20 protein-coding genes are annotated in these 21038 nt (G+C 61.1%); 6 read left to right on the top strand and 14 right to left on the bottom strand.

Going from position 1 to position 21038, the window contains the following annotated elements; genetic code table 11:
• Nucleotides 1–53: 53 nt before the first annotated feature.
• The 11 genes from EK369_RS08865 to EK369_RS08815 all read right to left on the bottom strand — a co-directional run bounded on the left by EK369_RS08865 (nucleotide 54) and on the right by EK369_RS08815 (nucleotide 12354).
• Nucleotides 54–2504 carry a GcvT family protein gene (locus EK369_RS08865; RefSeq protein WP_127113634.1) on the bottom strand — a complete coding sequence of 817 codons (2451 nt, stop codon included), beginning with the start codon at nucleotides 2502–2504 and terminating at the stop codon, nucleotides 54–56.
• Between the two features lie 140 nt (nucleotides 2505–2644).
• Nucleotides 2645–3166, bottom strand: a complete 522-nt coding sequence (locus EK369_RS08860; protein WP_127113632.1) for a GNAT family N-acetyltransferase — start codon at nucleotides 3164–3166, stop codon at nucleotides 2645–2647.
• Between the two features lie 8 nt (nucleotides 3167–3174).
• Nucleotides 3175–3432, bottom strand: a complete 258-nt coding sequence (locus EK369_RS08855) for a YjhX family toxin (protein ID WP_127113630.1) — start codon at nucleotides 3430–3432, stop codon at nucleotides 3175–3177.
• A 278-nt stretch (nucleotides 3433–3710) separates the two neighbouring features.
• The gene (locus EK369_RS08850; RefSeq protein ID WP_127113628.1) at nucleotides 3711–4697 is read right to left on the bottom strand and encodes a GlxA family transcriptional regulator; all 987 of its coding nucleotides are present in this window, start codon (nucleotides 4695–4697) and stop codon (nucleotides 3711–3713) included.
• Nucleotides 4698–4700: 3 nt separating this feature from the next.
• Nucleotides 4701–5600 (bottom strand): homocysteine S-methyltransferase family protein, encoded by a 900-nt coding sequence (locus EK369_RS08845; RefSeq protein ID WP_127113626.1) that lies wholly within the window; start codon nucleotides 5598–5600, stop codon nucleotides 4701–4703.
• Nucleotides 5601–5667: 67 nt separating this feature from the next.
• Nucleotides 5668–8124 (bottom strand): GcvT family protein, encoded by a 2457-nt coding sequence (locus EK369_RS08840; protein WP_127113624.1) that lies wholly within the window; start codon nucleotides 8122–8124, stop codon nucleotides 5668–5670.
• A 13-nt stretch (nucleotides 8125–8137) separates the two neighbouring features.
• Nucleotides 8138–8509 (bottom strand): GFA family protein, encoded by a 372-nt coding sequence (locus EK369_RS08835; protein ID WP_127113622.1) that lies wholly within the window; start codon nucleotides 8507–8509, stop codon nucleotides 8138–8140.
• Nucleotides 8510–8519: 10 nt separating this feature from the next.
• The gene (locus EK369_RS08830) at nucleotides 8520–9092 is read right to left on the bottom strand and encodes a helix-turn-helix domain-containing protein (protein WP_127113620.1); all 573 of its coding nucleotides are present in this window, start codon (nucleotides 9090–9092) and stop codon (nucleotides 8520–8522) included.
• A gap of 171 nt (nucleotides 9093–9263) precedes the next feature.
• Nucleotides 9264–9722 carry a GAF domain-containing protein gene (locus EK369_RS08825; protein WP_127113618.1) on the bottom strand — a complete coding sequence of 153 codons (459 nt, stop codon included), beginning with the start codon at nucleotides 9720–9722 and terminating at the stop codon, nucleotides 9264–9266.
• A 1-nt stretch (nucleotide 9723) separates the two neighbouring features.
• Nucleotides 9724–10767: an alpha/beta hydrolase gene (locus EK369_RS08820; protein ID WP_164726944.1), complete on the bottom strand. Its 1044-nt coding sequence runs from the start codon at nucleotides 10765–10767 to the stop codon at nucleotides 9724–9726.
• Nucleotides 10768–11181: 414 nt separating this feature from the next.
• Nucleotides 11182–12354, bottom strand: coding sequence for a thiolase family protein (locus tag EK369_RS08815; protein WP_127113614.1), 1173 nt, complete (start codon nucleotides 12352–12354; stop codon nucleotides 11182–11184).
• A gap of 189 nt (nucleotides 12355–12543) precedes the next feature.
• Between EK369_RS08815 and EK369_RS08810 the strand changes: the two genes are divergently transcribed.
• From EK369_RS08810 to EK369_RS08795, 4 genes are all read left to right on the top strand, one after another.
• Nucleotides 12544–12873 (top strand): STAS domain-containing protein, encoded by a 330-nt coding sequence (locus EK369_RS08810; protein ID WP_127113612.1) that lies wholly within the window; start codon nucleotides 12544–12546, stop codon nucleotides 12871–12873.
• A 48-nt stretch (nucleotides 12874–12921) separates the two neighbouring features.
• Entirely contained in the window at nucleotides 12922–13356 is a 435-nt protein-coding gene (locus EK369_RS08805; RefSeq protein ID WP_127113611.1) for an ATP-binding protein, read from the top strand.
• A gap of 67 nt (nucleotides 13357–13423) precedes the next feature.
• Nucleotides 13424–15001, top strand: coding sequence for a gamma-glutamyltransferase family protein (locus EK369_RS08800; protein WP_127113609.1), 1578 nt, complete (start codon nucleotides 13424–13426; stop codon nucleotides 14999–15001).
• A 3-nt stretch (nucleotides 15002–15004) separates the two neighbouring features.
• Nucleotides 15005–15391 (top strand): rhodanese-like domain-containing protein, encoded by a 387-nt coding sequence (locus EK369_RS08795; protein ID WP_127113607.1) that lies wholly within the window; start codon nucleotides 15005–15007, stop codon nucleotides 15389–15391.
• Nucleotides 15392–15497: 106 nt separating this feature from the next.
• On the opposite strand, the gene hspQ is transcribed toward EK369_RS08795, so the two are convergent.
• Nucleotides 15498–15824 (bottom strand): heat shock protein HspQ, encoded by a 327-nt coding sequence (hspQ, locus tag EK369_RS08790; RefSeq protein WP_127113605.1) that lies wholly within the window; start codon nucleotides 15822–15824, stop codon nucleotides 15498–15500.
• Nucleotides 15825–15907: 83 nt separating this feature from the next.
• Between hspQ and EK369_RS08785 the strand changes: the two genes are divergently transcribed.
• Together EK369_RS08785 and EK369_RS08780 are read left to right on the top strand one after the other, a co-directional pair.
• Nucleotides 15908–16789: an AEC family transporter gene (locus tag EK369_RS08785; RefSeq protein WP_127113603.1), complete on the top strand. Its 882-nt coding sequence runs from the start codon at nucleotides 15908–15910 to the stop codon at nucleotides 16787–16789.
• Between the two features lie 76 nt (nucleotides 16790–16865).
• Nucleotides 16866–17456 (top strand): transglycosylase SLT domain-containing protein, encoded by a 591-nt coding sequence (locus EK369_RS08780; RefSeq protein ID WP_127113601.1) that lies wholly within the window; start codon nucleotides 16866–16868, stop codon nucleotides 17454–17456.
• A gap of 54 nt (nucleotides 17457–17510) precedes the next feature.
• Here the strand turns inward: EK369_RS08780 and EK369_RS08775 are convergent, their stop codons facing one another.
• Both EK369_RS08775 and EK369_RS08770 read right to left on the bottom strand, forming a co-directional pair.
• On the bottom strand, nucleotides 17511–18113 hold the full coding sequence (locus tag EK369_RS08775) for a LolA family protein (protein WP_127113599.1): 603 nt from the start codon (nucleotides 18111–18113) through the stop codon (nucleotides 17511–17513).
• 66 nt (nucleotides 18114–18179) lie between these two features.
• Nucleotides 18180–21023, bottom strand: a complete 2844-nt coding sequence (locus tag EK369_RS08770) for a DNA translocase FtsK (protein WP_127113597.1) — start codon at nucleotides 21021–21023, stop codon at nucleotides 18180–18182.
• Nucleotides 21024–21038 lie beyond the last annotated feature (15 nt).

Below are 21038 nucleotides of genomic sequence, written 5' to 3'. Positions count from 1 at the left end.
GGTTAACGTACGGTGAATCGTAGGTCGGACAGTCTGTCCGACCTACCCGTGCCTCAGACTTTCACGCGTTCCGACTTGGGGTCATACATCGGCTTGAGGCTGACCTCGGCGCGCACCTTGGTGCCCATGACGTCGATCTCATAGGTCGAGCCCAGCACATCCGCCGCACTTTCCCCGGCGCAGGGCACGTAGCCCATGCCGATGGCAGCCCCCAGCGTGTGGCCATAGTTGCCCGAGGACAGGTACCCAACATACTCGCCATCGCGAATGATCGGTTCGTTGTGGAACAACAGCGGTTCGGAATCAGTCAGCTTGAACTGCAGCATCCGGTTCTGAGGTCCGCTTTCCTTGCGCGCCAGCACCGCCGCCTTGCCGATAAAGTCCTCTTTCGAGGTCTTCACCGCAAAGCCGAGGCCCGCGTCAATCACGTTGTCTTCGCAGGTGATGTCATGGCCGAAGTGGCGGAAGCCCTTTTCGATCCGGCACGAGTCCATCATGTGCATGCCACAGAGTTTCAGGCCCATGTCCTGACCGGCCTCGTGCAGCACTTCGAACGCATGGCCAGCCATGTCGGAGGAAACGTAGATCTCCCAGCCCAGCTCGCCCACATAGGTCACGCGGTGGGCGCGGGCGAGCCCCATGCCCAGCTCGATCTCTTGCGCGGTGCCAAAGGGGTTGGTGGCGTTGGAGAAGTCCGCCGGAGACACAGATTCGAGCAGTTTGCGCGAATTTGGCCCCATCACGGCCAGAACACCTTCGCCCGGGGTGACATCGGTGATGACCACGCGGAAGTCGCCCTTGTGACGTTCCATCCAGGTTTGATCCGCCAGACGTGTCGCCGCCGGGGTCACGACCAGATACGAGGTCTCGGTCAGACGGGTGACGGTCACGTCCGCCTCGATCCCGCCGCGATTGTTGAGGAACTGGGTATAGACGATCTTGCCATTCGGCACCGAATAGTCGCCACCCCCGATGTAGTTCAGATAGGCCTCGGCGTCCGGCCCCTCGACACGGATTTTGCCAAAGGACGACATGTCGTACATGCCGACATTTTCGCGCACGGCCCGGTGTTCTGCGGCGGCATTCTCAAACCAGTTCTGGCGTTTCCAGGTGTAGTGGTATTCACGTTCCTGACCCGGATTGGCAAACCAGTTGGCCCGCTCCCATCCGGCGATCTCACCCATCACGGCACCCTGCTCCAGCAGCTGGTGGTGGAACGGTGTGCGGCGCACGCCACGCGCGGTGGCCTTTTGGCGATAGGGGTAGTGATCGGCATACAAGAGGCCCAGCGTTTCCTTGGAGCGCTCGAACAGGTATTGCTTGTTGCCCTGGAACGGCTGCATCCGGCTGATGTCCACGTCCCCGAGGTCAAAGGGCTTTTCGCCGCTGTCCATCCACTCAGCCAGCGCCATGCCTGCGCCACCTGCGGACTGGATACCAATCGAGTTGAAGCCCGCGGCGACCCAGACGTTGTCCATCTCGGGCGCGAGGCCGAGGTGATAGGCGTCATCCGGCGTGAACGACTCAGGCCCGTTAAAGAAGGTGTGAATCCCCGCCTCGGCCAGCATCGGCATGCGGTTCACAGCCCATTCAAGGATCGGTTCAAAGTGATCGAAATCCTCGGGCAGCTGGTCGAATTCGAAATCGTCCGGAATACCCTCCATCGCCCAGGGCTTGGACTCGGGTTCGAACGCGCCGAGCATCATTTTTCCTGCGTCTTCCTTGTAATAGGCGCATTCATCCGGCACCCGCAGCACCGGCAGTGGCTTCAAGCCTTCGATCGGTTCGGAGACGATGTAGAAGTGTTCGCAAGCGTGCAGCGGCACGTTCACGCCGGCCATGCGGCCCACCTCGTGGCCCCACATGCCCGCACAGTTCACCACCATGTCGCATTCGATATGACCCGAGGCCGAGCCATCATCGGCAACCCAGTCGACACCAGTGACCTTGCGGCCCTGTTTCACGATCTCGGTGACCTTGATGCGTTCCTTGACGATGCCACCGCGTTGGCGCGCGCCCTTGGCCAGCGCCAGTGCGATGTTGGCCGGATCACCCTGCCCGTCAAGCGGCAGGTACACTGCGCCCACAACGCCTTCGAGGTTCAGGTGGGGGTACATTTCCTGCACGCGTTCGTTGGAAATCTCTTCGACCTCGACGCCAAAGGCGCGCGCCATGGCGGCCTGACGATAGATCTCTTCCTTGCGCTCTTCGGTCAGGGCCACGGTGATCGAGCCGACCCGCTTGAACCCGGTCGCGACGCCGGTTTCCGCTTCGAGGTTGCCGTAAAGCTCCTGGCTGTATTTTGCCAGTTTGGTCATGTTGGCGGTCGCCCGAAGCTGCGCGATCAGGCCCGCCGCGTGCCACGTGGTGCCCGAGGTCAGCTGTTTGCGTTCCAGAAGGACAACGTCCTCCCAGCCGAGTTTGGTCAGGTGATAGGCCACCGAACAGCCCACGACACCACCGCCGATAATGACCACACGGGCCTTGTTGGGAAGATCAGCCATCATGCTCTCCTAGGATCTTGAGTCGCGGTGACACTGCCACAGTCACCCGACAAAAAATGTGCCATTTCCGACAAATTCCCCCGGCTGTTCCACCGCACAAAAGGGATCGTCGTGACACTTGATAGCCCCTCTGCCCGGACCTACCCGCGGCCCGAAGTGTCCCAAAGCTCGGGCACCATAAAGGGCGTCACGGCTCTTGTGGCACCGCCCAACGCCTGCACGGCACCCGGGTGCAGCTCTCGCACCATCCAGGCCTCTGGCGTGGTCAAAAGCTGTGGAAAGGGCGTCTGCTTGTCGGTCGGCGTGAACCCATACCTGGGATAGAACCCCGGCACACCCAGCACAAAAACCGCCGCCGCCCCCGTGGCTTGCACGGCAGCAATGCCCTGTTCCATCAGCTCTCTGCCGACACCATGCCCCTGAAACTCGGGCAAGACGCCATTCGGCGCGAGCAGATAGCACCTCACTTTCGGATGTTCGACAAACACGAAGGGGGTGAACAGGACATTGCCCGCAAGCACCGAGCCACGCGTTACACTGACCGAGAGCGTGTTGGGCAAAGCCAGAAAGCGCACCGCAAGCTGCGCGATCTCTGCTCCTTCCTTCGGGCCAAAGGCCCTGCAATGAATGCTTGTGATGGCTTGGATATCTGAGTGTTTCATGGCGTGATCTACCTCTGGTTCATTTGCGCGCGCACCGATTTGACCCCCAGGGCCGAAGCACGATAGGGACGTCCGTTTTTCGATTGGATAAAGCGCCGCTTCAGAAGACGGGTGAACACGGCCAGCGTGCAGTCCTCCAGCACGTGACCATTGCGCGTGTAGCAGGTGACGTCGTGAATTTTGCCGTTTTCCAGGCGTTCATAGTGAATGGACCCGCCAAGGGCGAGCTCATGCAAAACACGTTGCTCGTGCTTTGAGATGTTCATTGGAGTGTCTCGATTTTACGAAACTACAACGAAGGCCGCTCAGCCTCTCGCGTGAGCGTCCCTTAATTGCTGGTGTTCCTGTATTTTCGTTTGCCAGGAACGGGCGTCAGGCCCGGGTCTCTTTCATAAAATCTCCATTGCGCGAGGCGACGTGCCTCAAGCGTAGGTCTCAATTAGGTGCCGCGCGCAGGAACATCAAGCCGCTGCAATCCGCAACCGTTTTGGGTTGTTGCATTTCGCACACGGGACGCTCAAGGGCGCGCGGTGCCCCACAACGATCAGGCCCGCGACATGCGCCGCTGCTTGCGCATCACCAGCGGTGTGATCCCGAAGAAGGTCTTGTAAAGGCCGGAAAAGCCGCTGCCAAAGCCACAGGCCAAGCCGATTTCACGCACGCTGAGCGTGGTGTTCATCAACAGGTTATTGGCCTTGGCCAGCCGCAGTTCGCGGTAATAGGTGTTGGGCGTGGTATCCAGATAGGTGCGGAACTTGCGCTCAAGCGAACGGTTGGAGATGCCCAGCAGCCCGACAATTTCGTTGATCGGCAATGGGTCCTCGATGTTGGCGCTCATCAGGTCGATGCATTCGTCCAGCTCACCGTCTCCGGTTCGGGTGCCACGGGTGCCGCTAAAGGGTTGTTGGGTCGAGAAATCGCGGATGCGTTCGTGCAACATAATGTCGGCCACGGTGTTGCGGATCGCGGCCGAGACATGTTTGCCAATCAGCGCAAGCGTGATGTCGACGGTGGCCTCCATCCCGGCGCAGGTGACAACGCTGCCATCCTGCACGGCCAGCGCGGTGCCGGCCTGAAACGAGATGTGGCGTTCCCGCTGCAGGGCGCTGTTTTCCCAGTGGGTTGTGACAGAGGCGTGTTTGTCACCAAACTCGGCGATGTAGCGGCTGGCGGCTTCGGCCAAGAGAAACACCTGCGCGTCACGATGAATGTAGCGGCGCAGGCGGTTGCCGACAGACAGAGCGGGATTGTCCGGATTGGAGTTGCCCAGCACAAAGAGGTAATCTGCCTCGGGGCGCTCAGGCAGGGGTTTGGTTTCGACCAGCGCGCCGGTGCGAGAGCGCATGTACCCCCCCGCCAGAGACCGATAGGTCCATTCAAAGATCGGGCGCACGCTGACCCGGTTGGCGATCATCAGCACGTCCACCACGCCGGCCAGTTCGGTCAGGACAAAGTCATCCGCCACGAGGATGTCAAAGTGACAAAGCGTTGTGGCGTTTTCAAACTGGATGTGACGCGCTTCGAGGGTCATGGGTCAAACCACCTGATGTCCGGCCGCCTGCAGGCGGCGCGCGAGTTCCTGAATGTGATCCGGGCCGACCTCGCAACAGCCGCCCACGATCGTCGCCCCCATATCGACCCATCCCATGGCAAAGTCGGCATAGGCGGCGGGATCGAGATCGCTGCGCTGTTCCAGCGCGTCAACGGTGGGCGCATCTTTCAGAAAGCCCTCGGAAATCCGGGTGAAGCCGTTGGCATAGGCGCCAAAGGGCTTTCCAAAGCCCTTGATGATGTCCAGCGCCGCGGCCACGGCCTCGGGGCGCGAACAATTCACCAGAACCGCGTCAGGGGCGTATTGTGCAACAATGCCGGCGAGATCCCCGACAGGCTCGCCCGAGCGCAATTTGGTGCCGTCGTCGTCGTCCACCGACACCGAGAGCCACACAGGCTTGCCGGATTTCACCGCCGCCCGCAGCGCGCCTTTGGCCTGATCGACCGAGGACATGGTTTCGATCAGCAGAATATCGACATGGGGCGACAACAGGCGCACGGGCTCGGCATACATCTCTGCGGCTTCACCGGCGGGCGGGCAGATGTCGGGGCGATAGCTGGCCATCAGCGGGCCAAGCGATCCGGCCACACGGCCCGATCCATGCGCGTCACGGGACCGGGTGGCCATGGTGACGGCGGTGTCTGTCAGCGCTTCGACCTTGTCGGCGAGGGTCGACAGGCGGGCCAGACGATCCCGCAGCACCGCATAGGTGTTGGTCGTGGCAACGGTTGCTCCGGCAGCAAAATAGGCGTCATGCACCTGCCCCACCAGATCGGGGTGGTCAATCATGACCGAGGTCGACCAGAGCGGCGTGGCCCGGTCGCCCGAGCGCTTCACCAGTTCCTGGCCGATTGAGCCGTCGAGTAGCGTGATGTCCGTCATGGCGGTTTCTCGCGTTGGGCAAAGGTAGGTCGGACAAGATTGTCCGACCTACGGGGTTGGTTTCACATCAGGCGCGCAGGCGCTCGTTGGCGGGGTCCCAGAGCGGCTGATCTTCCTGCACCACGGCGCGCACTTTCTCGCCGTAGATTTCAACCTCGAGCTCGGTGCCCGGTGCGGCATGCTCCGGTTTCACCATGCCCAACGCGATCGAGGCGTTGACACGGTAGCCCCAGCCACCCGACGTCGTTTCGCCAATGATCTCACCGTCTTTCCAGACGCAGGACATATAGGGCGCATCCGCGTCGCCTGCATCCAGCACCATGGTCACGAAGGTCTTCTTCACGCCTTGCTGCATCTCGTTCTGGATCGCGGCCTTGCCGGGGAAGTCCTGAGGCTTGTCGAGCTTGACAAAGCGACCCAAGCCCCCTTCGAGCAGCGAATAGTCGGTCGACAGGTCGCCCTTCCAGGCACGGTAGCCTTTTTCCAGGCGCAAGGAGTTCAGCGCATACATGCCGAACGGCTTGGCGCCCCCTGCGAGGATTGCGTCAAAGATCGCAGGCATGTCCGCGTTCAATGCGTGGACTTCCCAGCCCAGTTCGCCAGCAAAGGACACGCGCACCAGATGCGCCGGTCTGCCCGCGACGGTTGCCGCCTGATGGGTCAGCCAGCCGGTGCTGAGATCAGCATCGTCGCTGAGGCTCGCCAGCAGCTCACGCGACTTGGGCCCGGTCACGATCAGCGTGTCGCGGGTCGTGGTGACATCTTCGACCGTCACGGTCGCGGGCATCGCGTTCACGAGGATATCGCGGTCATGCCATTGCGCGGTCGCGGCGGTGATCATGACAAAGTCATCCTCACCCAGACGCATACAGGACATTTCGGTCAGGATACGGCCACGGTTGTCGGCAATGTAGACCAGGTTGATGCGGCCGATCTTGGGCAGGCCACCGGTGACCAGACCCCGCAGGGTCTCTGCGGCCCCGTCACCTTTGACCAGAAAGCGCGAGAACCCCGGCAGGTCCAGCACACCAACACCGTCACGCACGGCCTCGCATTCTTCCTTGATGCGCTGCTGCCACGGACCCGAGCGGCCCCATGTATGGGTTGCCTCTTCCGAGGTGTCATCGCCAGCCTGCGCATACCAGTTGGCACGTTCCCAGCCGTTGTAGGCGCCCATCTGGCCGCCCAGGTCCTTGACCTTGGCATGCACCGGCGACAGTTTCTTGTCGCGGGCCGCGGGCCATTCGTGGTGCGGGAAGTGCATGGCGTATTCGTTGCCGTAGACTTCCATACCCTTCTGGTCGCAGTAATCCTGATCGGTGTAGTCGGTGTAGCGGCGCGGATCGACCGCCCACATGTCCCACTCGGTCGCGCCATCGACGATCCACTCGGCCATGACCTTGCCGGCACCGCCACCCTGGGCAATGCCAAAGGTAAAGACGCAGGCCTCGAACGCATTCTTGACGCCCGGCATCGGCCCCATCAGCGGCAAGCCATCGGGAGCGTAGGGGATCGGCCCGTTGATGACACTGGACACGCCCGATTCCGCCATCAGCGGCACACGTGCCATGGCGTCGACCACGATATCTTCGATCCGGTCGAGGTCTTCCTGCCAGAGCTGGAACGAAAAGTCCTCGGGCATCTTGTCATCGGTCGAGGACAGCCAGTGGCCTTTGCAGTTCGGCTCGTAAGGCCCAAGGTTATAGCCGTGCTTTTCCTGACGCAGGTAATAGGACACGTCCACGTCGCGGATCAGGGGCAGTTTCTTGCCGCCATTCTCTTTGGACCAGGCTTCGATCTCGGGGATCTGTTCGGTCAGCAGATACTGGTGCTCCATCACCATCATCGGCACGGTGCGCCCGCCATAGGGCAGGAACCATTCGCCGACACGCTGGGCATAATAGCCCGCCGCGTTCACCACGTAGTCACAGGCGATGTCACCTTTGTCGGTGTGCACGATCCATGTGTCATCCTCTTGCTGGGTCACACCGGTCGCCGGGCAGAAGCGCAGAATCTTCTGACCCATGTCGCGCGCGCCCTTGGCCAAAGCCTGGGTCAGCTGGGCGGGGTCAATGTCGCCATCCGACGGATCCCAGAGTACGCCCATCAGGTCGTGGGTTTCCAGGAAGGGATACCGCTCTTTGGCCTGCTCCGGTGTCCACATCTCCATTTCGATGCCCTGATAGCGGCCCATGGAACAGGCACGCTCGAACTCTTCCATACGTTCCTTGGTATGCGCCAGACGGATTGATCCGGTCTGGTGGTAGTTCATCGGGTAGTCAACCTCTTCAGCCAGCCCATCATAAAGCTCGGTCGAATAGCGCTGCATGTTCATGATCGCCCAAGAGGTCGAGAACGTCGGCACGTTGCCCGCCGCGTGCCAGGTGGACCCGGCGGTCAGCTCGTTCTTTTCCAGAAGAACACAGTCGGTCCAGCCCTTCTTGGCCAGATGGTACAGGGTCGAGGCGCCCACGACGCCGCCGCCAATGATGACAACCTTTGCTTTGGTTGGGAAATCGGACATTGAACTCTCCTACTCAGTCCTGTTGCGGCACGCCGTCCGCGATGTCGTAATAATCACCCTTGTCCGCGACAAAGATGTGTTTCTCGAGGCTGAGACCTGTGGGGCCATCAATGGCACCAAGGGCAAAGCTGATTGTGGTTTCGTCGTGGGCTTTCCAGAATAGGAAGGCCCCGCAGCGCGGGCATGAGCCGCGTTTGGCAACGTCACTGGATGCATACCAGGACACGTCGCCGGAAATTGTCAGATCGGTTTCAGGCACAAAGGCTGAGGACCATACGCCACCGGATTGCTTGCGGCACTGACCGCAATGGCACATCGACACGCCCAAGGGGGTGCCGGACACCTGAAACCGGATATCGCCACAGAGGCAGCTTCCGCGCAGCATCGCACCCACCTCAGTACACCGGAGGTGCGATGACCCAGATCGCAACGCAGGGTTCGTCATAGGGGTTGGCCCATTGGTACACCTCGCCGCGAAACCGGAAACTGTCGCCGGGGCCAACAGTGAACCGGCGCGCGCCGATGGTCAGGTCCAGCCTGCCCGACATCACATACCCCACCTCTTGCGTGGGGCGCTGTGCGGGCACTTGCATCGACGAGTTGGGTTGAAAGGTGGAATGCACCATCTCGAAGTCATCGGTCAGGTCCGGTGACAGCAGCTCTTCGATCAGGCCTTCGGTATGAGAGCCCATCGGGCGGCGCGCGCCGGAACGCACGACATAGCCCTGTTCCTCGGCCGGGGCGTTCATGTGACCGAACAGCATCGACATCGGCACGCCCAGCACTTCGGCAATCTGGCGCAGGTCGGAAATGGACGGTTCGGATTTGTCGCGCTCGACCTGGCTGAGCCAGCCAACCGAGCGCCCCAGCTGGTCCGCCATGTCAATCAGCGTCAAACCACGCGACTTGCGCAGCGCCCGCAGATCCGCGCCCAGCGTTCCCAAGTCTTGTGGCTTTTGATGCAGCATGCGCCGACTCACTTCGTGAAAAAATCAATCAGATTTTCACGTTGCGTCACTTTCGTGAAATTTCCAAGCATTTTTTCACGGAGGAGCAAAACAATCCTGCGCCCCGTGCTTTATGTTTTCAGAAATACTTTGAAAGAGCCGCCTTGGCGCAAGGGGCCGCGCGCCCGAGGCCTAGCAGGCGTCGTGAAACACCCGCGCGAGGATTTCCATAATTCTGTCGGCATCTTGCCGGGTAAAGGCATCAACCTGATCGCTGTCGATGTCAAAGACCCCAAGCAGCTCGCCGCGACCGTTCCTCACCGGCAGGACCAGCTCGGACCGGGTCGACGAAGAACAGGCGATGTGATCGGCAAACGCCTCGACATCGGGCACCAGCTGCACCGCGCCGGTGCGCGCCGCCGCGCCGCAGACCCCGCGCGAAAAGGGAATCACCAGGCACCCGTGACCGCCCTGATAGGGGCCGATCTTGAGCAGGTCCGGCGCAACCACGCGGTAAAAGCCGGTCCAGTCGAAACGATCATCGCTGTGGTGCACCTCGCAGGCCACGGTGGCCATGAGCGACACGGTATCGGTTTCACCCGAGGTCAGGGCATCGAGGGTCTGGCTCAGATCGTCGTAGGTCACGCGCATGTCAGTTCGTTCTCATTGTCGTTTTTAGCCACCCGGCGGTGCGTTCAATCGCTTCATTGCCCTGTGGCAGCACCTTGGTCAATGACATGAAGGCATGGATTTGGCCGGGATAGTCAAACTGGTCGACCTGAACACCGGCCGCGCGCAATGCCCCGGCGTAGCGTTGCGCGTCATCCCAGAGCGGATCATGACCTCCGGCGACGATCAGGGCAGGCGGCTGTGCGGCATGGGTGTCCGAGAACAGTGGCGAGATGCGCGGATCAAGGCGATCGTGGCCCTCGGGGATGTACATACCGAGATACCAGTCAATGCGGCTGGCAGGCAGAAGAGGTTGGTCACGCAGGTCCTGCATCGAGCGGCTTTCCAGCCGCGCATCCACGCCGGGATAGAGCAGGAGCTGCGCCCGAGGCATGGGCAGCCCGGCCTTGGCGAGATCATGCATCAGGCAGGCGGTAAGATTGCCGCCCGCACTGTCGCCGCCGACAATCAGCCGGGCGGGGTCGATGGCAAGGCCAGTTTCCCCGGCAACCAACGCCTTGTAACAGGCAAGAATGTCATCCGCTGCGGCGGGAAAGGGGTCTTCGGGCGCAAGGCGATAGGCGTATGAGACAACCCGGATGCCCGCGAGATCCGCAAGCCGCGCGCACAGCCCGTTGTGGGTTTCGATGGCGCCCTGTATCCACCCCCCGCCGTGCAGATACAGCAAGGTTTCCACGGACCCCATGGGGTCGATGTCCCGCGGCGTATAGACCCGTGCCCGGCGCTCTCCGGCCGCTCCGGGCAGCATCACGTCGCGCGCTGCCACGCTTTCCGGGCCGGGACGTTCGAGTTTTTGCGCCATTGTCAAAAGCTGTGCCCTGCTTTCCTCGACCGTGGGCATGTCGTTGATGTCGCGGATCAGGGCGACCAATTCGCCAAACGCCTGCGCCTTGGGGTCGATGGTGCGCCCCGCGACCACCGTCCGTCGCCCCAGATAAAGCAGCCGCACAAAGGGTTCGGGCAGCTGGATTATCAAAAACCCCAATAGAATTCTCAGTTTGCGCATACCGGCCCCCATGTTTGGTTCCGACAATAGTGCCGATCGCGGGTCACACCTCAAGCCGCACGCGACGTCAGATCACCACACATGAGGCCCGCGTCAAAGGCACCGCAATCGGGCAGCTTCGTGTCACAGACGGCCAGAATTTCACTTTATTTGGGCATCATCTTGCCGTTGTTGCAGGGTATGCGTGTCTCACGAAACTGGAAAAATAAGGATTAGGCACAATGCTTGCTATCTCGAATATTCTTCTGGTCGTGTTCAGTGTGGCGCTGATCTACAAGGTCCGCTCCACGCCGGTGTCCATGGACAACGCGGTCTGATCGTGTAAGCGCCGGAGGCAATGTTCGCCTCCGGTGTTTTACTTTGCCGCCGGGATACTTTCCAACAGTGTCATTCAAGACCTTGGCCTGAGAGGTCTCAGACCCGCTCAATCGCGATGGCTGTGCCTTCGCCACCGCCGATGCAGATCGCGGCGACACCGCGTTTGAGGCCACGTTTCTCGAGAGCATTGAGCAATGTCACCATGATCCGCGCGCCCGAAGCACCAATAGGGTGGCCCAGCGCGCAGGCACCGCCGTTGACGTTCACGATGTCACGGGACAGGCCCATTTCGTGCATAAAGGCCATGGGCACAACGGCAAAGGCCTCGTTCACCTCCCAGAGGTCCACGTCATCCTTGGTCCAGCCGATTTTTGCGAGCAGTTTCTGAGCGGCGGGCACCGGTGCGGTCGTGAACAGACCCGGAGCCTGTGCATGGCTGGCGTGGCCGACAATACGGGCGCGTATGTTGAGACCCTGCGCCTCGGCCGCCTCTTCCGAGGCCAGCACCAGCGCCGCCGCCCCGTCCGAGATCGAGGACGAGTTCGCAGGTGTCACGGTGCCATCCTTGCGGAAGGCGGGTTTCAGTTGCGGGATCTTTTCGGGGCGGGCATTGCCCGGCTGTTCATCTTCGCCGATGACCACGTCGCCTTTGCGGGTGGTAAGGGTCACGGGCGCGATCTCGCCTTCAAACGCGCCGGTCTTCTGGGCTTCAAGCGCGTTGGACAGTGATTTCAGGGCATATTCGTCCTGGGCCTCGCGGGTGAACTGGAAGCTCTCGGCGCAATCCTCGGCAAAGGTGCCCATCAGGCGGCCCTTGTCATAGGCGTCTTCCAGACCGTCGAGGAACATGTGGTCCTTGACCTCTTGATGCCCGATCCGCGCGCCGCCGCGCATTTTCGGCAGCACATAAGGCGCGTTGGTCATGCTCTCCATGCCACCGGCGATCATCACGTCGCGGTCACCCAGCGCAATGGCGTCAAAGCCCATCATCGCGGCCTTCATGCCGGAGCCGCACATCTTGTTGAGCGTTGTGGCAGGCACCTCTTCGCCCAGGCCCCCGGCAAAACCCGCCTGACGCGCGGGCGCCTGACCCTGACCGGCGGGCAGAACGCAGCCCATGAGAACCTCGTCCACGGTATCGGTTTTTGCATCCGCCAGCGCCGCCTTGATCGCGGCCCCGCCCAGCGCTGCGGCCTCGACCCCGTCAAAGGCGCCCTGGAAACCACCCATCGGGGTCCGTGCGGCCCCTGCAATCACAACGTTTTTCATCTTTGTTCTCCTGTGGCGTTCTGCATCCCTGACCACCTGTCCTGCGGCAAAATCATTGCAGGGATGTTTCAGACACTATCGATGGCACGGTGCCCAAGGTCCATTCCGCAGAAATACGGGGGGCGGATACCTCTTGGTAAGACTTGGCCCCTAGAGTCACGAAAACGACGACTTGAAAAGGGATGTGCGATGGATTTATCGAGCAATGCCGAGAATGGAACACTGGTGGTCACGGTGAACGAAAGCCGCATTGATGCGGCGGTGGCAATCCAGTTCAAGGACAAGATGCGAGAGAGCACCGAAGAGGCAGGTGACAGGGTCGTGCTGAACCTCGCTCAGGTGAGCTTTATCGATTCCAGCGGTCTCGGGGCAATTGTCGCCGCGATGAAACAGCTGGGCAAGGATCGGCGGCTGGACCTGGCTGGCCTGAACGAGGATGTTGACCGGGTGTTTCGGCTGACGCGCATGGACACGGTCTTTAAGATCCATCAATCGCTTGGGGACGCGCTGGCGGGGTAACCGGCGATTGCGCAACACCAGGCCCCATCTCTACCGGGACAGGCGGGCATGTCTGAGAACAACATCTGTTTCTCCGTGACGTTTCGCGGCTCGCCTTCTGGTGTGCGGCGCGCGCTCCGGATGACTCGTGCAGAGATCGCTGCCAGCGGCGCCAGCACGGATATGCTGGGCAGGGTCGAGACCGTGCTGGCCGAGGTGCTGAACAACGTCGTGGAACACGCGCTGCGTGACCGACCGGGCGAGCTGGTCAAGGCCAGCGGACATCAAAAGCCGGACGGCTGGCATTTCCGGATCAATGACACAGGCTGCGCCCTGCCGGACGGGGAATTGCCCGGCAGTGCCTTTCCCAAGCTCGACACCGCAATCGAAGATCTGCCCGAAGGTGGCTTTGGCTGGGCCATGGTGCACCTGCTGGCCCGCGATCTGCACTATTGCCGCCTGCCGGGCCGAAACTGTCTGAGCTTCCGAATTCCGTTTGAGTAACGGCGAGAATTGGCAAATGACTGCGACCGCCCTAATGTCTTGGCTACACTCTGCTGGGGAGCAAGACATGCGAGACTTTCAAATGCCGGGGCGATCCGGTGTTTTTGTCGAGAACGGGATGTGCGCGACATCACACCCGATCGCGGCACAATCCGCCGTTGATATTCTGAAACAGGGCGGCAACGCCATGGATGCCGCGATTGCGGGCGCCGTGTTGCTGGGGGTGTGCGAACCGCAGAGCACCGGGATCGGCGGCGACTGCTTTGCGTTGGTTGCCCCTGCGGGCAGCGACGAGGTGTTTGCCTTTAACGGCTCGGGCCGCGCCCCTGCGGCAGCCAGTGCCGCCGACCTGAGGGCGCGCGGGCTGGAGGCAGTGCCGCTGTTCAGCCCCGAGGCTGTCACCGTGCCCGGCGCGATTGACGGGTTCTGTCAACTCTCCGAGACCTATGGCAAGCTTGGCCTCGACAGCATTCTGCAACCGGCCATACACTATTTCGATGCCGGGGTGCCCATCGCGCCGCGGGTTGCCTTTGACTATGAGCAGGCCAGCAAAGTTCTGAACCCAGCCGGGCGCAGGCACTATCTTATCAACGACAAGACCCCGGCCATCGGGTCCCTGTTCCGCCTGCCCGGTCAGGCCGAAGTGTTGCGCCGGGTCGCCGCCAAAGGCCGCGACGCCTTTTACGAGGGCGAGATTGCCGAGGACATGGTGACCTCGTTGCAGACGGCAGGTGGTGTTCACGAGATGTCGGATTTTGCGACCGTACGGGGCAATGCCACGGACCCGGTCAGCGGCAGCTACAAGGGCACCGAACTGGTTGAGCATCCGCCAAATGGCCAGGGGGCCACGGCCATTCTGATGCTCAACATCCTCAGGCATTTCGACATTGCGGGCATGGATCCGCTGGGCGCTGAGCGCGTGCATATCGAGGCCGAGGCTGCCAAACTGGCCTATGACGCGCGCAACCGGTTCATCGCGGACCCGGATCACACGACGCGGATTGACCATATGCTGGCGATGGAAACCGCCGACAGACTGGCCGCGCTGATCGATCCGAAACGGGCCATGCCCGCCGCCGCGCCCCTGACCGAGACGGTGCACAAGGACACGGTCTATATCACCGTGGTCGACAAGGATCGCATGGCGGTGTCGCTGATCTATTCGGTGTTCTATGGCTTTGGCTCGGGCATTGCCTCGGAGAAATTCGGCATCCTGATGCAGAACCGCGGCGCGGGCTTTACCCTGCAACAGGGCCATCCCAACGAATTGGCCGGAGGCAAGCGCCCGATGCACACGATTATTCCCGGCATGCTGCGCGAAAACGGGCGTGTCGCGATGCCCTTTGGCGTGATGGGCGGGGCCTATCAGCCGCATGGGCATGCGCGGTTCCTGTCGAACATGGTGGATTTCGGCATGGACCCACAAACCGCCATCGACACGCCGCGCACCTTTCCCGAGGATGGCAAGCTGAAGGTCGAGCGCGGCTATTCGGACGCGGTGCGACAAGACCTTGCGGATCTTGGCCACGCGGTTACCATCCCGCCGGGTCCGATTGGCGGTGCCCAGGCGATCCGCATTCACGAAAGTGGCGTGCTCCAAGGCGCCTCGGACCCCAGAAAAGACGGCTGTGCAACAGGATATTGAGTGATGGCGATTACCCCGGTGAAAACCCTCGTGACCGAGGCGAAAGAGCAAATCGAAACCCTCTCGCAGGAAGAGGCGCAGGCCCGCGCCGAAGCCGACGAGACCCTGATGGTGGATATCCGCGATATCCGCGAGTTGAAACGGGACGGGCGCATTCCCGGTGCCATGCACGCCCCGCGCGGCATGCTGGAGTTCTGGGTTGATCCCGAGAGCCCCTATCACAAGCCGGAATTCGCCACAGACAAGAAACTGGTCCTGTTCTGCGCCAGCGCCTGGCGTTCGGCCCTGGCGGTCAAGGCCCTGCAGGACATGGGCGTCGAGAACATCGCCGAAATGGAAGGCGGGTTCAGCGCATGGAAAGGCCGGGGTGCCCCGGTTGAAAGCGACTAGAACGTTTCAAGGGTAATCTGCGGCACGGGGTTGATTTCGCCCCCATCGACAGCAACAGGGGCCGAGTGCATCGACCCGTTGCCGTGGTCTATCAGGTTGAGCCGCTTTAGTTCAGCTGGAAATGCAGCGGATAGGCGCCGTCTTCGAATGGGCCAAACAAATCGCCGATATCGGGATGACCCACAGGCTCACCAGAATAGTCGGCAACAAGGTTCTGTTCCGAGACATAGGCCACGTAATAGGTCTGATCGTTTTCCGCCAACAGGTGGTAAAACGGTTGTTCCTTGACCGGGCGAACATCCTCGGGGATGGCCTCGTACCATTCCTCGGTGTTGGCGAATTCGGGGTCCACGTCGAACACGACGCCCCGGAAGGGAAACTTCCGGTGACGGACGACCTGTCCGAGATGATATCTTGCGCGTGTCTTCAACATTGCTTGCAGCCCCTACCCCCCAAAGGTAGTCCTTTCAAGGGGCTTTTGTCCAATGATCGGGGCCATTTTTGGGGAAACAGTCTGTGAACATAGTCTTAACAGTCTTGGAAATCGTGTCGCCTGTGTTTCTGCTGGCAGCGATTGGGTTTACATGGGTCAAGGTTGGATTCGAGTATAGAATTCAATTTGTTACGCGTTTGGCCATGACGCTTGCGGTGCCTGCCCTGATATTTGGCGCGTTAATGAAATCCGAGGTTGATCTGGTCGCTCTGGGCCAATTGACGATGGCTTCGGTGCTGGCTTACGGCGGAATCGGGCTGGTGGGCGGCGTTCTTTTGGCGGTTCTCCGCTTGGATCGACGCACCTATCTGGCGCCATTCATGTTCGGCAATACCGGCAATCTGGGCCTGCCTCTTGCCCTTTTTGCCTTTGGTCAGGCGGGGCTGGAGCGGGCGGTTGTTGTGCTCGCCGTCAGCTCGATCCTGTCGTTCACGCTGGGCATCTGGCTGGTGGCGGGGCGAGGGTCTTTCCTGAAAATACTGAAGGAACCGATCATCGGCGCGACGCTTTTGGGGGCGCTGTTCCTGTGGATGGGCTGGGAGACGCCGACCTTTCTGACCAACACCATTGATCTTGTGGGTCAAATGGCGATTCCGTTGATGCTGATCACGCTGGGCGTCGCCGTGGCGCGGCTGACACCGGGGCGTGTGGGGGCAGCCATCGGGCTTTCGGTGGTCAAACTGCTGGTCTGCGCGGCCATAGGCTGGGGCGTTGGGTTGTTTTTCCAGCTGGACGAGATTTCCTTTGGTGTGCTGGTTTTGCAGATCTCGACACCCGTGGCGGTCACGGCCTATCTGCTCGCCGAGAAATATGGCGCAGATGCCGAGGCCGTGGCGGGTTTCGTCGTGGTGTCGACCCTGACCTCCGTTGCCGGTCTGCCGCTGTTGCTGGCACTTCTGGTCTGAGACGCGGCTTTGTGATTTCCCCTTTGGGGGCAATCCGCTACACTGCGTGAAAATAAAAAAACATAGCGAGAGGCAGATGAGCAGATTCTTTCGCGCGTTGGTGATCCTTGTGCTGGTCGCATCCTGTGGTGGAGGTGGATATGATACGCCGCCCCGCAATCTGGATGATGCCTGTTCGATCCTCAAACAGCGCCCGCAATTCATCAAGGCGTTCAAGGCCACCAAGCGCAAGTGGGGTGTGCCGATCAACGTGCAAATGGCGATCTTGTATCAGGAGAGCAAGTTCGACGCAGACGCGCGTACGCCCTACAAATATGTGCTGGGTGTCTTGCCCATGGGCCGGCAGAGCAGCGCGTTCGGCTATGCCCAGGCGCTGGATGCGACCTGGGACCAGTACCGCCAGGAAACCCGCAGCCGTGGCGCACGGCGCGACAATATCCGCGACGCGACGGACTTTATGGGCTGGTACATGACCGAGACCAAGAACCGCAATGGCGTGTCGTTGAAGGATGCGCGCAACCAGTACCTGGCCTATCACGAAGGTCACACCGGCTTTGCCCGCGGCACCTATCGCAACAAGTCGTGGCTGATGCGGATCGCGCAAGAGGTCGAGGACCGCGCGGTGATGTACCAGTTCCAATTGGAAAAATGCGCGCGCTTCCGCTGATGTGACACGCAAAAGGTAGGTCGGACAAAATTGTCCGACCTACGAGACGCCGTGTTACTGCGTGCGGCCCATTTGCATTTCGATGTTAAAGAGTGTGTTCTTCAGTGGCATGCCGGTTTCCATTTCACCAAGAATGACCGTGGTCTTGCCACCGGCCCCGTCATTGATGATCCACTGTTTCAGCGCGACCGGCTCGGCCGAGAACATCAACTGGATATTGCCGTACTCGGGGTTGTCCGGATCCTGCGCCGTGACAATCGTGGCCTCGCCGTCATAAGCGTGCCCCACCACCATGTTGGCCTTGGCCAGATTGACCTTGCGCGCGAGGATCACCGACAAGGGCGTGCGTTTCAGCGGGTAGGTTTCCGGCGGCTGGTTTGAGCGGCCATCAAAGATCGCCACGGTATTGGCGCTGGCCAGCACCATCGCTTCGACCGGCGGGTCATATTCAAAGCGCACGCGGCCGGGGCGTTTGATAAAGACCTGCCCGGTTGAGATCGACCCGTCGTCATTCACCTGCGTGAACGGGGCCTGGGCTGTTTTCATATCGTTCAAATAGTCGGAAATGTCCTGCAACGGCAGGATGTCGGCCATGGCAGGCAGGGTCATCGCCAAGAAGGCGGCGGCGGGTGCGGTCAGGCTACGCAACATCTTCATGCCCCTTAGCTAAAGGCTCATCGCGCCGGATACACCCCCGGCGCGATCATATTGTCGTGCATCGGCTTATTGTTGCTCAGGCACAAGGATCTCGCGTTTGCCGACGTGGTTGGCGGCGCTGACAAGACCTTCGTCCTCCATTTGCTCCACAAGCCGCGCGGCCTTGTTGTAGCCAATCGCCAGTTTGCGCTGGATGTACGAGGTCGAGCACTTGCGGTCCTGAATGACAATGGCAACCGCGGAATCGTACAACGCGTCTTCGCCATTGGTGTTGCCACCCAGCCCCAGCACCGCGTCGATATTGTCGGCCTTTTCATCGTCCGGGCCTTCGACCACGCCACCAACATAGTCCGGCGCGCCAAAGCTCTTGAGGTGATTGACGACTTCTTCGACCTCTTCATCGCTGACAAAGGGGCCGTGACAGCGGGTGATCTTGGCGCCGCCCGCCATGTACAGCATGTCGCCCATGCCCAGAAGCTGCTCGGCGCCCATTTCGCCCAGAATGGTGCGGCTGTCGATCTTGGAGGTCACCTGAAAGGAAATCCGGGTGGGGAAGTTCGCCTTGATCGTACCGGTGATCACATCGACCGAGGGCCGCTGTGTCGCCATGATAAGATGAATCCCCGAGGCCCGCGCCATCTGCGCAAGACGCTGAATGCAGGCTTCGATCTCTTTGCCCGCCACCATCATCAGGTCGGCCATCTCGTCGACGACCACCACGATATAGGGCATCTTTTCGGGCATCAGCTCTTCGGTCTCGAACACCGGTTCGCCGGTGTCATCGTCAAACCCGGTCTGTACCGTGCGGCTGAACATCTCGCCCCGGGCCAGCGCATCCGCGACGCGGCTGTTGTAGCCGTCGATGTTGCGCACACCCATCTTGGACATCTTGCGATAGCGCTCTTCCATCTCGCCGACGGTCCATTTCAGCGCGACAACGGCCTTTTTCGGGTCGGTCACAACCGGCGACAACAGGTGCGGGATGCCGTCATAAACGCTGAGTTCCAGCATCTTGGGGTCGATCATGATCAGGCGGCATTCTTCTGGTGTCAGCTTGTAAAGCAGCGACAGGATCATGGTGTTGATGGCCACGGATTTTCCCGAGCCGGTGGTGCCCGCAATCAACAGGTGGGGCATCTTGGCAAGGTTGGCGACAATGGGGTCACCACCGATGTCCTTGCCCAGCGCCAGTGGCAGTTTCTGGTTGCCGTCACCATAGTCGCGGCTCGACAGGATTTCGCGAAAACCTACCATCTCGCGGTTTTCATTGGGCAGTTCGATGCCAATCACGCTGCGCCCCGGCACGGTGGACACCCGCGCGGACAGCGCCGACATCGAGCGCGCGATATCGTCTGCCAGACCAATCACCCGGCTGGCCTTGAGACCCGGCGCGGGTTCGAGTTCGTACATGGTGACCACAGGGCCCGGGCGCACCGAGACGATCTCGCCTTTGACGCCATAGTCATCCAGCACAACTTCGAGCATGCGGGCGTTTTCTTCCAGCGCTTCGTCACTCAGATGGTGACGTTGAATGCTGACCGGGTTGGTCAACAGGCTCAGCGGCGGCAGTTCGTATTCGACCTTGTTGTCTTCAAACGCCAGCGAGGGCTGGGCCTCTGCCTTGGCGCGGACCGAAGGTTGCACGGCCTTGTTCTGGCGCGGCTGCACCACTTTGCGCGGCTCGGCGACCGGGATGACCGGTGCGGCGGCGACCTCGGGTTGATGGTGCAAAGGCAGCGCGGTTTCTTCCGGTTCGGCCTGCCATTCCAGAACATCCTCGGCCATGGGCGCCTCGGTCGACGTGGCGGTCAGAGGTGGCTCGGGCGGGAGATCGCCATAGGGCATCGAGTCCAGAATAAGAGGGTCCGGACCGCGACCGCGGCCACGTGTCAGCGGAGCAATCTCATCAATCGATTGCGCGACCGGCACTTCGGCTTGGGCTTTGCGGGCCCGGATCGCATCGGCGATCTTCGAGCGGATACGGTCATCCCCCGGCGCATCGTCGAAATCGTCTGCAAAGACGTTCTCGATCAACTCGGGTTCCGGCAACTCTGTCGGCTCAGCCCGTTTGATCAACGCGGGCATACGCGACAACAGCCCCTGTTTCTGCGGCTCAGGCTCGGGGGTTTCGAACAGCGGTTCGGCCTCCATCACCGCATCGTCCCAACCGGCCTGCGCGGCGACCTGCATGTCGGCCTCGGCCTGGGCCTTGCGTTCGATGCGGCGTTGCTTGGCGTTTTGCGCGGCCTGTGCGGCACCGCCCATGCCCTTGCCCAGCAGCGTCATGATCTGCGCATAGGTCAGGATCACGCCCACGATCAAAAACCGCAGGACCTGTTTCAACTCGGCCTGAACAAAGCCCAGCACAAACAGCGCCAGTGCCAAAAAGGCGACACCAACCAGCAGTGACATGATCTTGAGGCCCGTCGCGGCGCCAATCGGCAAAATCGTCAGAACAGCGCCCAGCACCGTGTCACCGAACAGACCACCCAGCCCAAAGCTGTGTGTCCAGCCCGCCCCGGGAACAAGGGTCGAGGCATAGACAGAGGCCAGCGCAATCATGATCGGCGCAAAGATCACCCGGCTCAGCGCGCGGTCTTCGCCCATATGCAGCACAAATCGCAGGCCCCAGGCCATGAACATCAACGGCAGCCCCCAGGCGCCCCACCCAACGATCATGAACAGGGGCGCGGCAATCGACGCGCCAAGCCCCCCCATCCAGTTCCGGACCGGGGCGTCCGTGGCGGAAATCCAGCTGGGGTCGTTCGGGTCATAAGACGCAATCATCGCAGCCGCCATGCAGCCCAAAAGGATCAGCGTGATGCCGATCAGTTCCTTGCCGCGTTTCTCAATCGCCGCCTGCGTTGTGCTGTCCAAGAGCGGGTCGCGTCCCCGTGCCTGATATGCCATTTTCGTTCCCTCGTT

The organism is Shimia sediminis (assembly GCF_003990645.1).
GTDB classification, from domain to species: domain Bacteria; phylum Pseudomonadota; class Alphaproteobacteria; order Rhodobacterales; family Rhodobacteraceae; genus Shimia; species Shimia sediminis.
Note: the sequence above shows the minus strand (reverse complement) of the source record. Positions and strands in the feature narration are given on the sequence as shown.

What these genes read in the sequence shown, in the direction of transcription:
- EK369_RS08865 (WP_127113634.1), bottom strand. Translation starts at nt 2,504, where the DNA reads ATGGCTGATCTTCCCAACAAGGCCCGTGTGGTCATTATCGGCGGTGGT.
- EK369_RS08860 (WP_127113632.1), bottom strand. Translation starts at nt 3,166, where the DNA reads ATGAAACACTCAGATATCCAAGCCATCACAAGCATTCATTGCAGGGCC.
- EK369_RS08855 (WP_127113630.1), bottom strand. Translation starts at nt 3,432, where the DNA reads ATGAACATCTCAAAGCACGAGCAACGTGTTTTGCATGAGCTCGCCCTT.
- EK369_RS08850 (WP_127113628.1), bottom strand. Translation starts at nt 4,697, where the DNA reads ATGACCCTCGAAGCGCGTCACATCCAGTTTGAAAACGCCACAACGCTT.
- EK369_RS08845 (WP_127113626.1), bottom strand. Translation starts at nt 5,600, where the DNA reads ATGACGGACATCACGCTACTCGACGGCTCAATCGGCCAGGAACTGGTG.
- EK369_RS08840 (WP_127113624.1), bottom strand. Translation starts at nt 8,124, where the DNA reads ATGTCCGATTTCCCAACCAAAGCAAAGGTTGTCATCATTGGCGGCGGC.
- EK369_RS08835 (WP_127113622.1), bottom strand. Translation starts at nt 8,509, where the DNA reads ATGCTGCGCGGAAGCTGCCTCTGTGGCGATATCCGGTTTCAGGTGTCC.
- EK369_RS08830 (WP_127113620.1), bottom strand. Translation starts at nt 9,092, where the DNA reads ATGCTGCATCAAAAGCCACAAGACTTGGGAACGCTGGGCGCGGATCTG.
- EK369_RS08825 (WP_127113618.1), bottom strand. Translation starts at nt 9,722, where the DNA reads ATGCGCGTGACCTACGACGATCTGAGCCAGACCCTCGATGCCCTGACC.
- EK369_RS08820 (WP_164726944.1), bottom strand. Translation starts at nt 10,767, where the DNA reads ATGCGCAAACTGAGAATTCTATTGGGGTTTTTGATAATCCAGCTGCCC.
- EK369_RS08815 (WP_127113614.1), bottom strand. Translation starts at nt 12,354, where the DNA reads ATGAAAAACGTTGTGATTGCAGGGGCCGCACGGACCCCGATGGGTGGT.
- EK369_RS08810 (WP_127113612.1), top strand. Translation starts at nt 12,544, where the DNA reads ATGGATTTATCGAGCAATGCCGAGAATGGAACACTGGTGGTCACGGTG.
- EK369_RS08805 (WP_127113611.1), top strand. Translation starts at nt 12,922, where the DNA reads ATGTCTGAGAACAACATCTGTTTCTCCGTGACGTTTCGCGGCTCGCCT.
- EK369_RS08800 (WP_127113609.1), top strand. Translation starts at nt 13,424, where the DNA reads ATGCGAGACTTTCAAATGCCGGGGCGATCCGGTGTTTTTGTCGAGAAC.
- EK369_RS08795 (WP_127113607.1), top strand. Translation starts at nt 15,005, where the DNA reads ATGGCGATTACCCCGGTGAAAACCCTCGTGACCGAGGCGAAAGAGCAA.
- hspQ (WP_127113605.1), bottom strand. Translation starts at nt 15,824, where the DNA reads ATGTTGAAGACACGCGCAAGATATCATCTCGGACAGGTCGTCCGTCAC.
- EK369_RS08780 (WP_127113601.1), top strand. Translation starts at nt 16,866, where the DNA reads ATGAGCAGATTCTTTCGCGCGTTGGTGATCCTTGTGCTGGTCGCATCC.
- EK369_RS08775 (WP_127113599.1), bottom strand. Translation starts at nt 18,113, where the DNA reads ATGAAGATGTTGCGTAGCCTGACCGCACCCGCCGCCGCCTTCTTGGCG.
- EK369_RS08770 (WP_127113597.1), bottom strand. Translation starts at nt 21,023, where the DNA reads ATGGCATATCAGGCACGGGGACGCGACCCGCTCTTGGACAGCACAACG.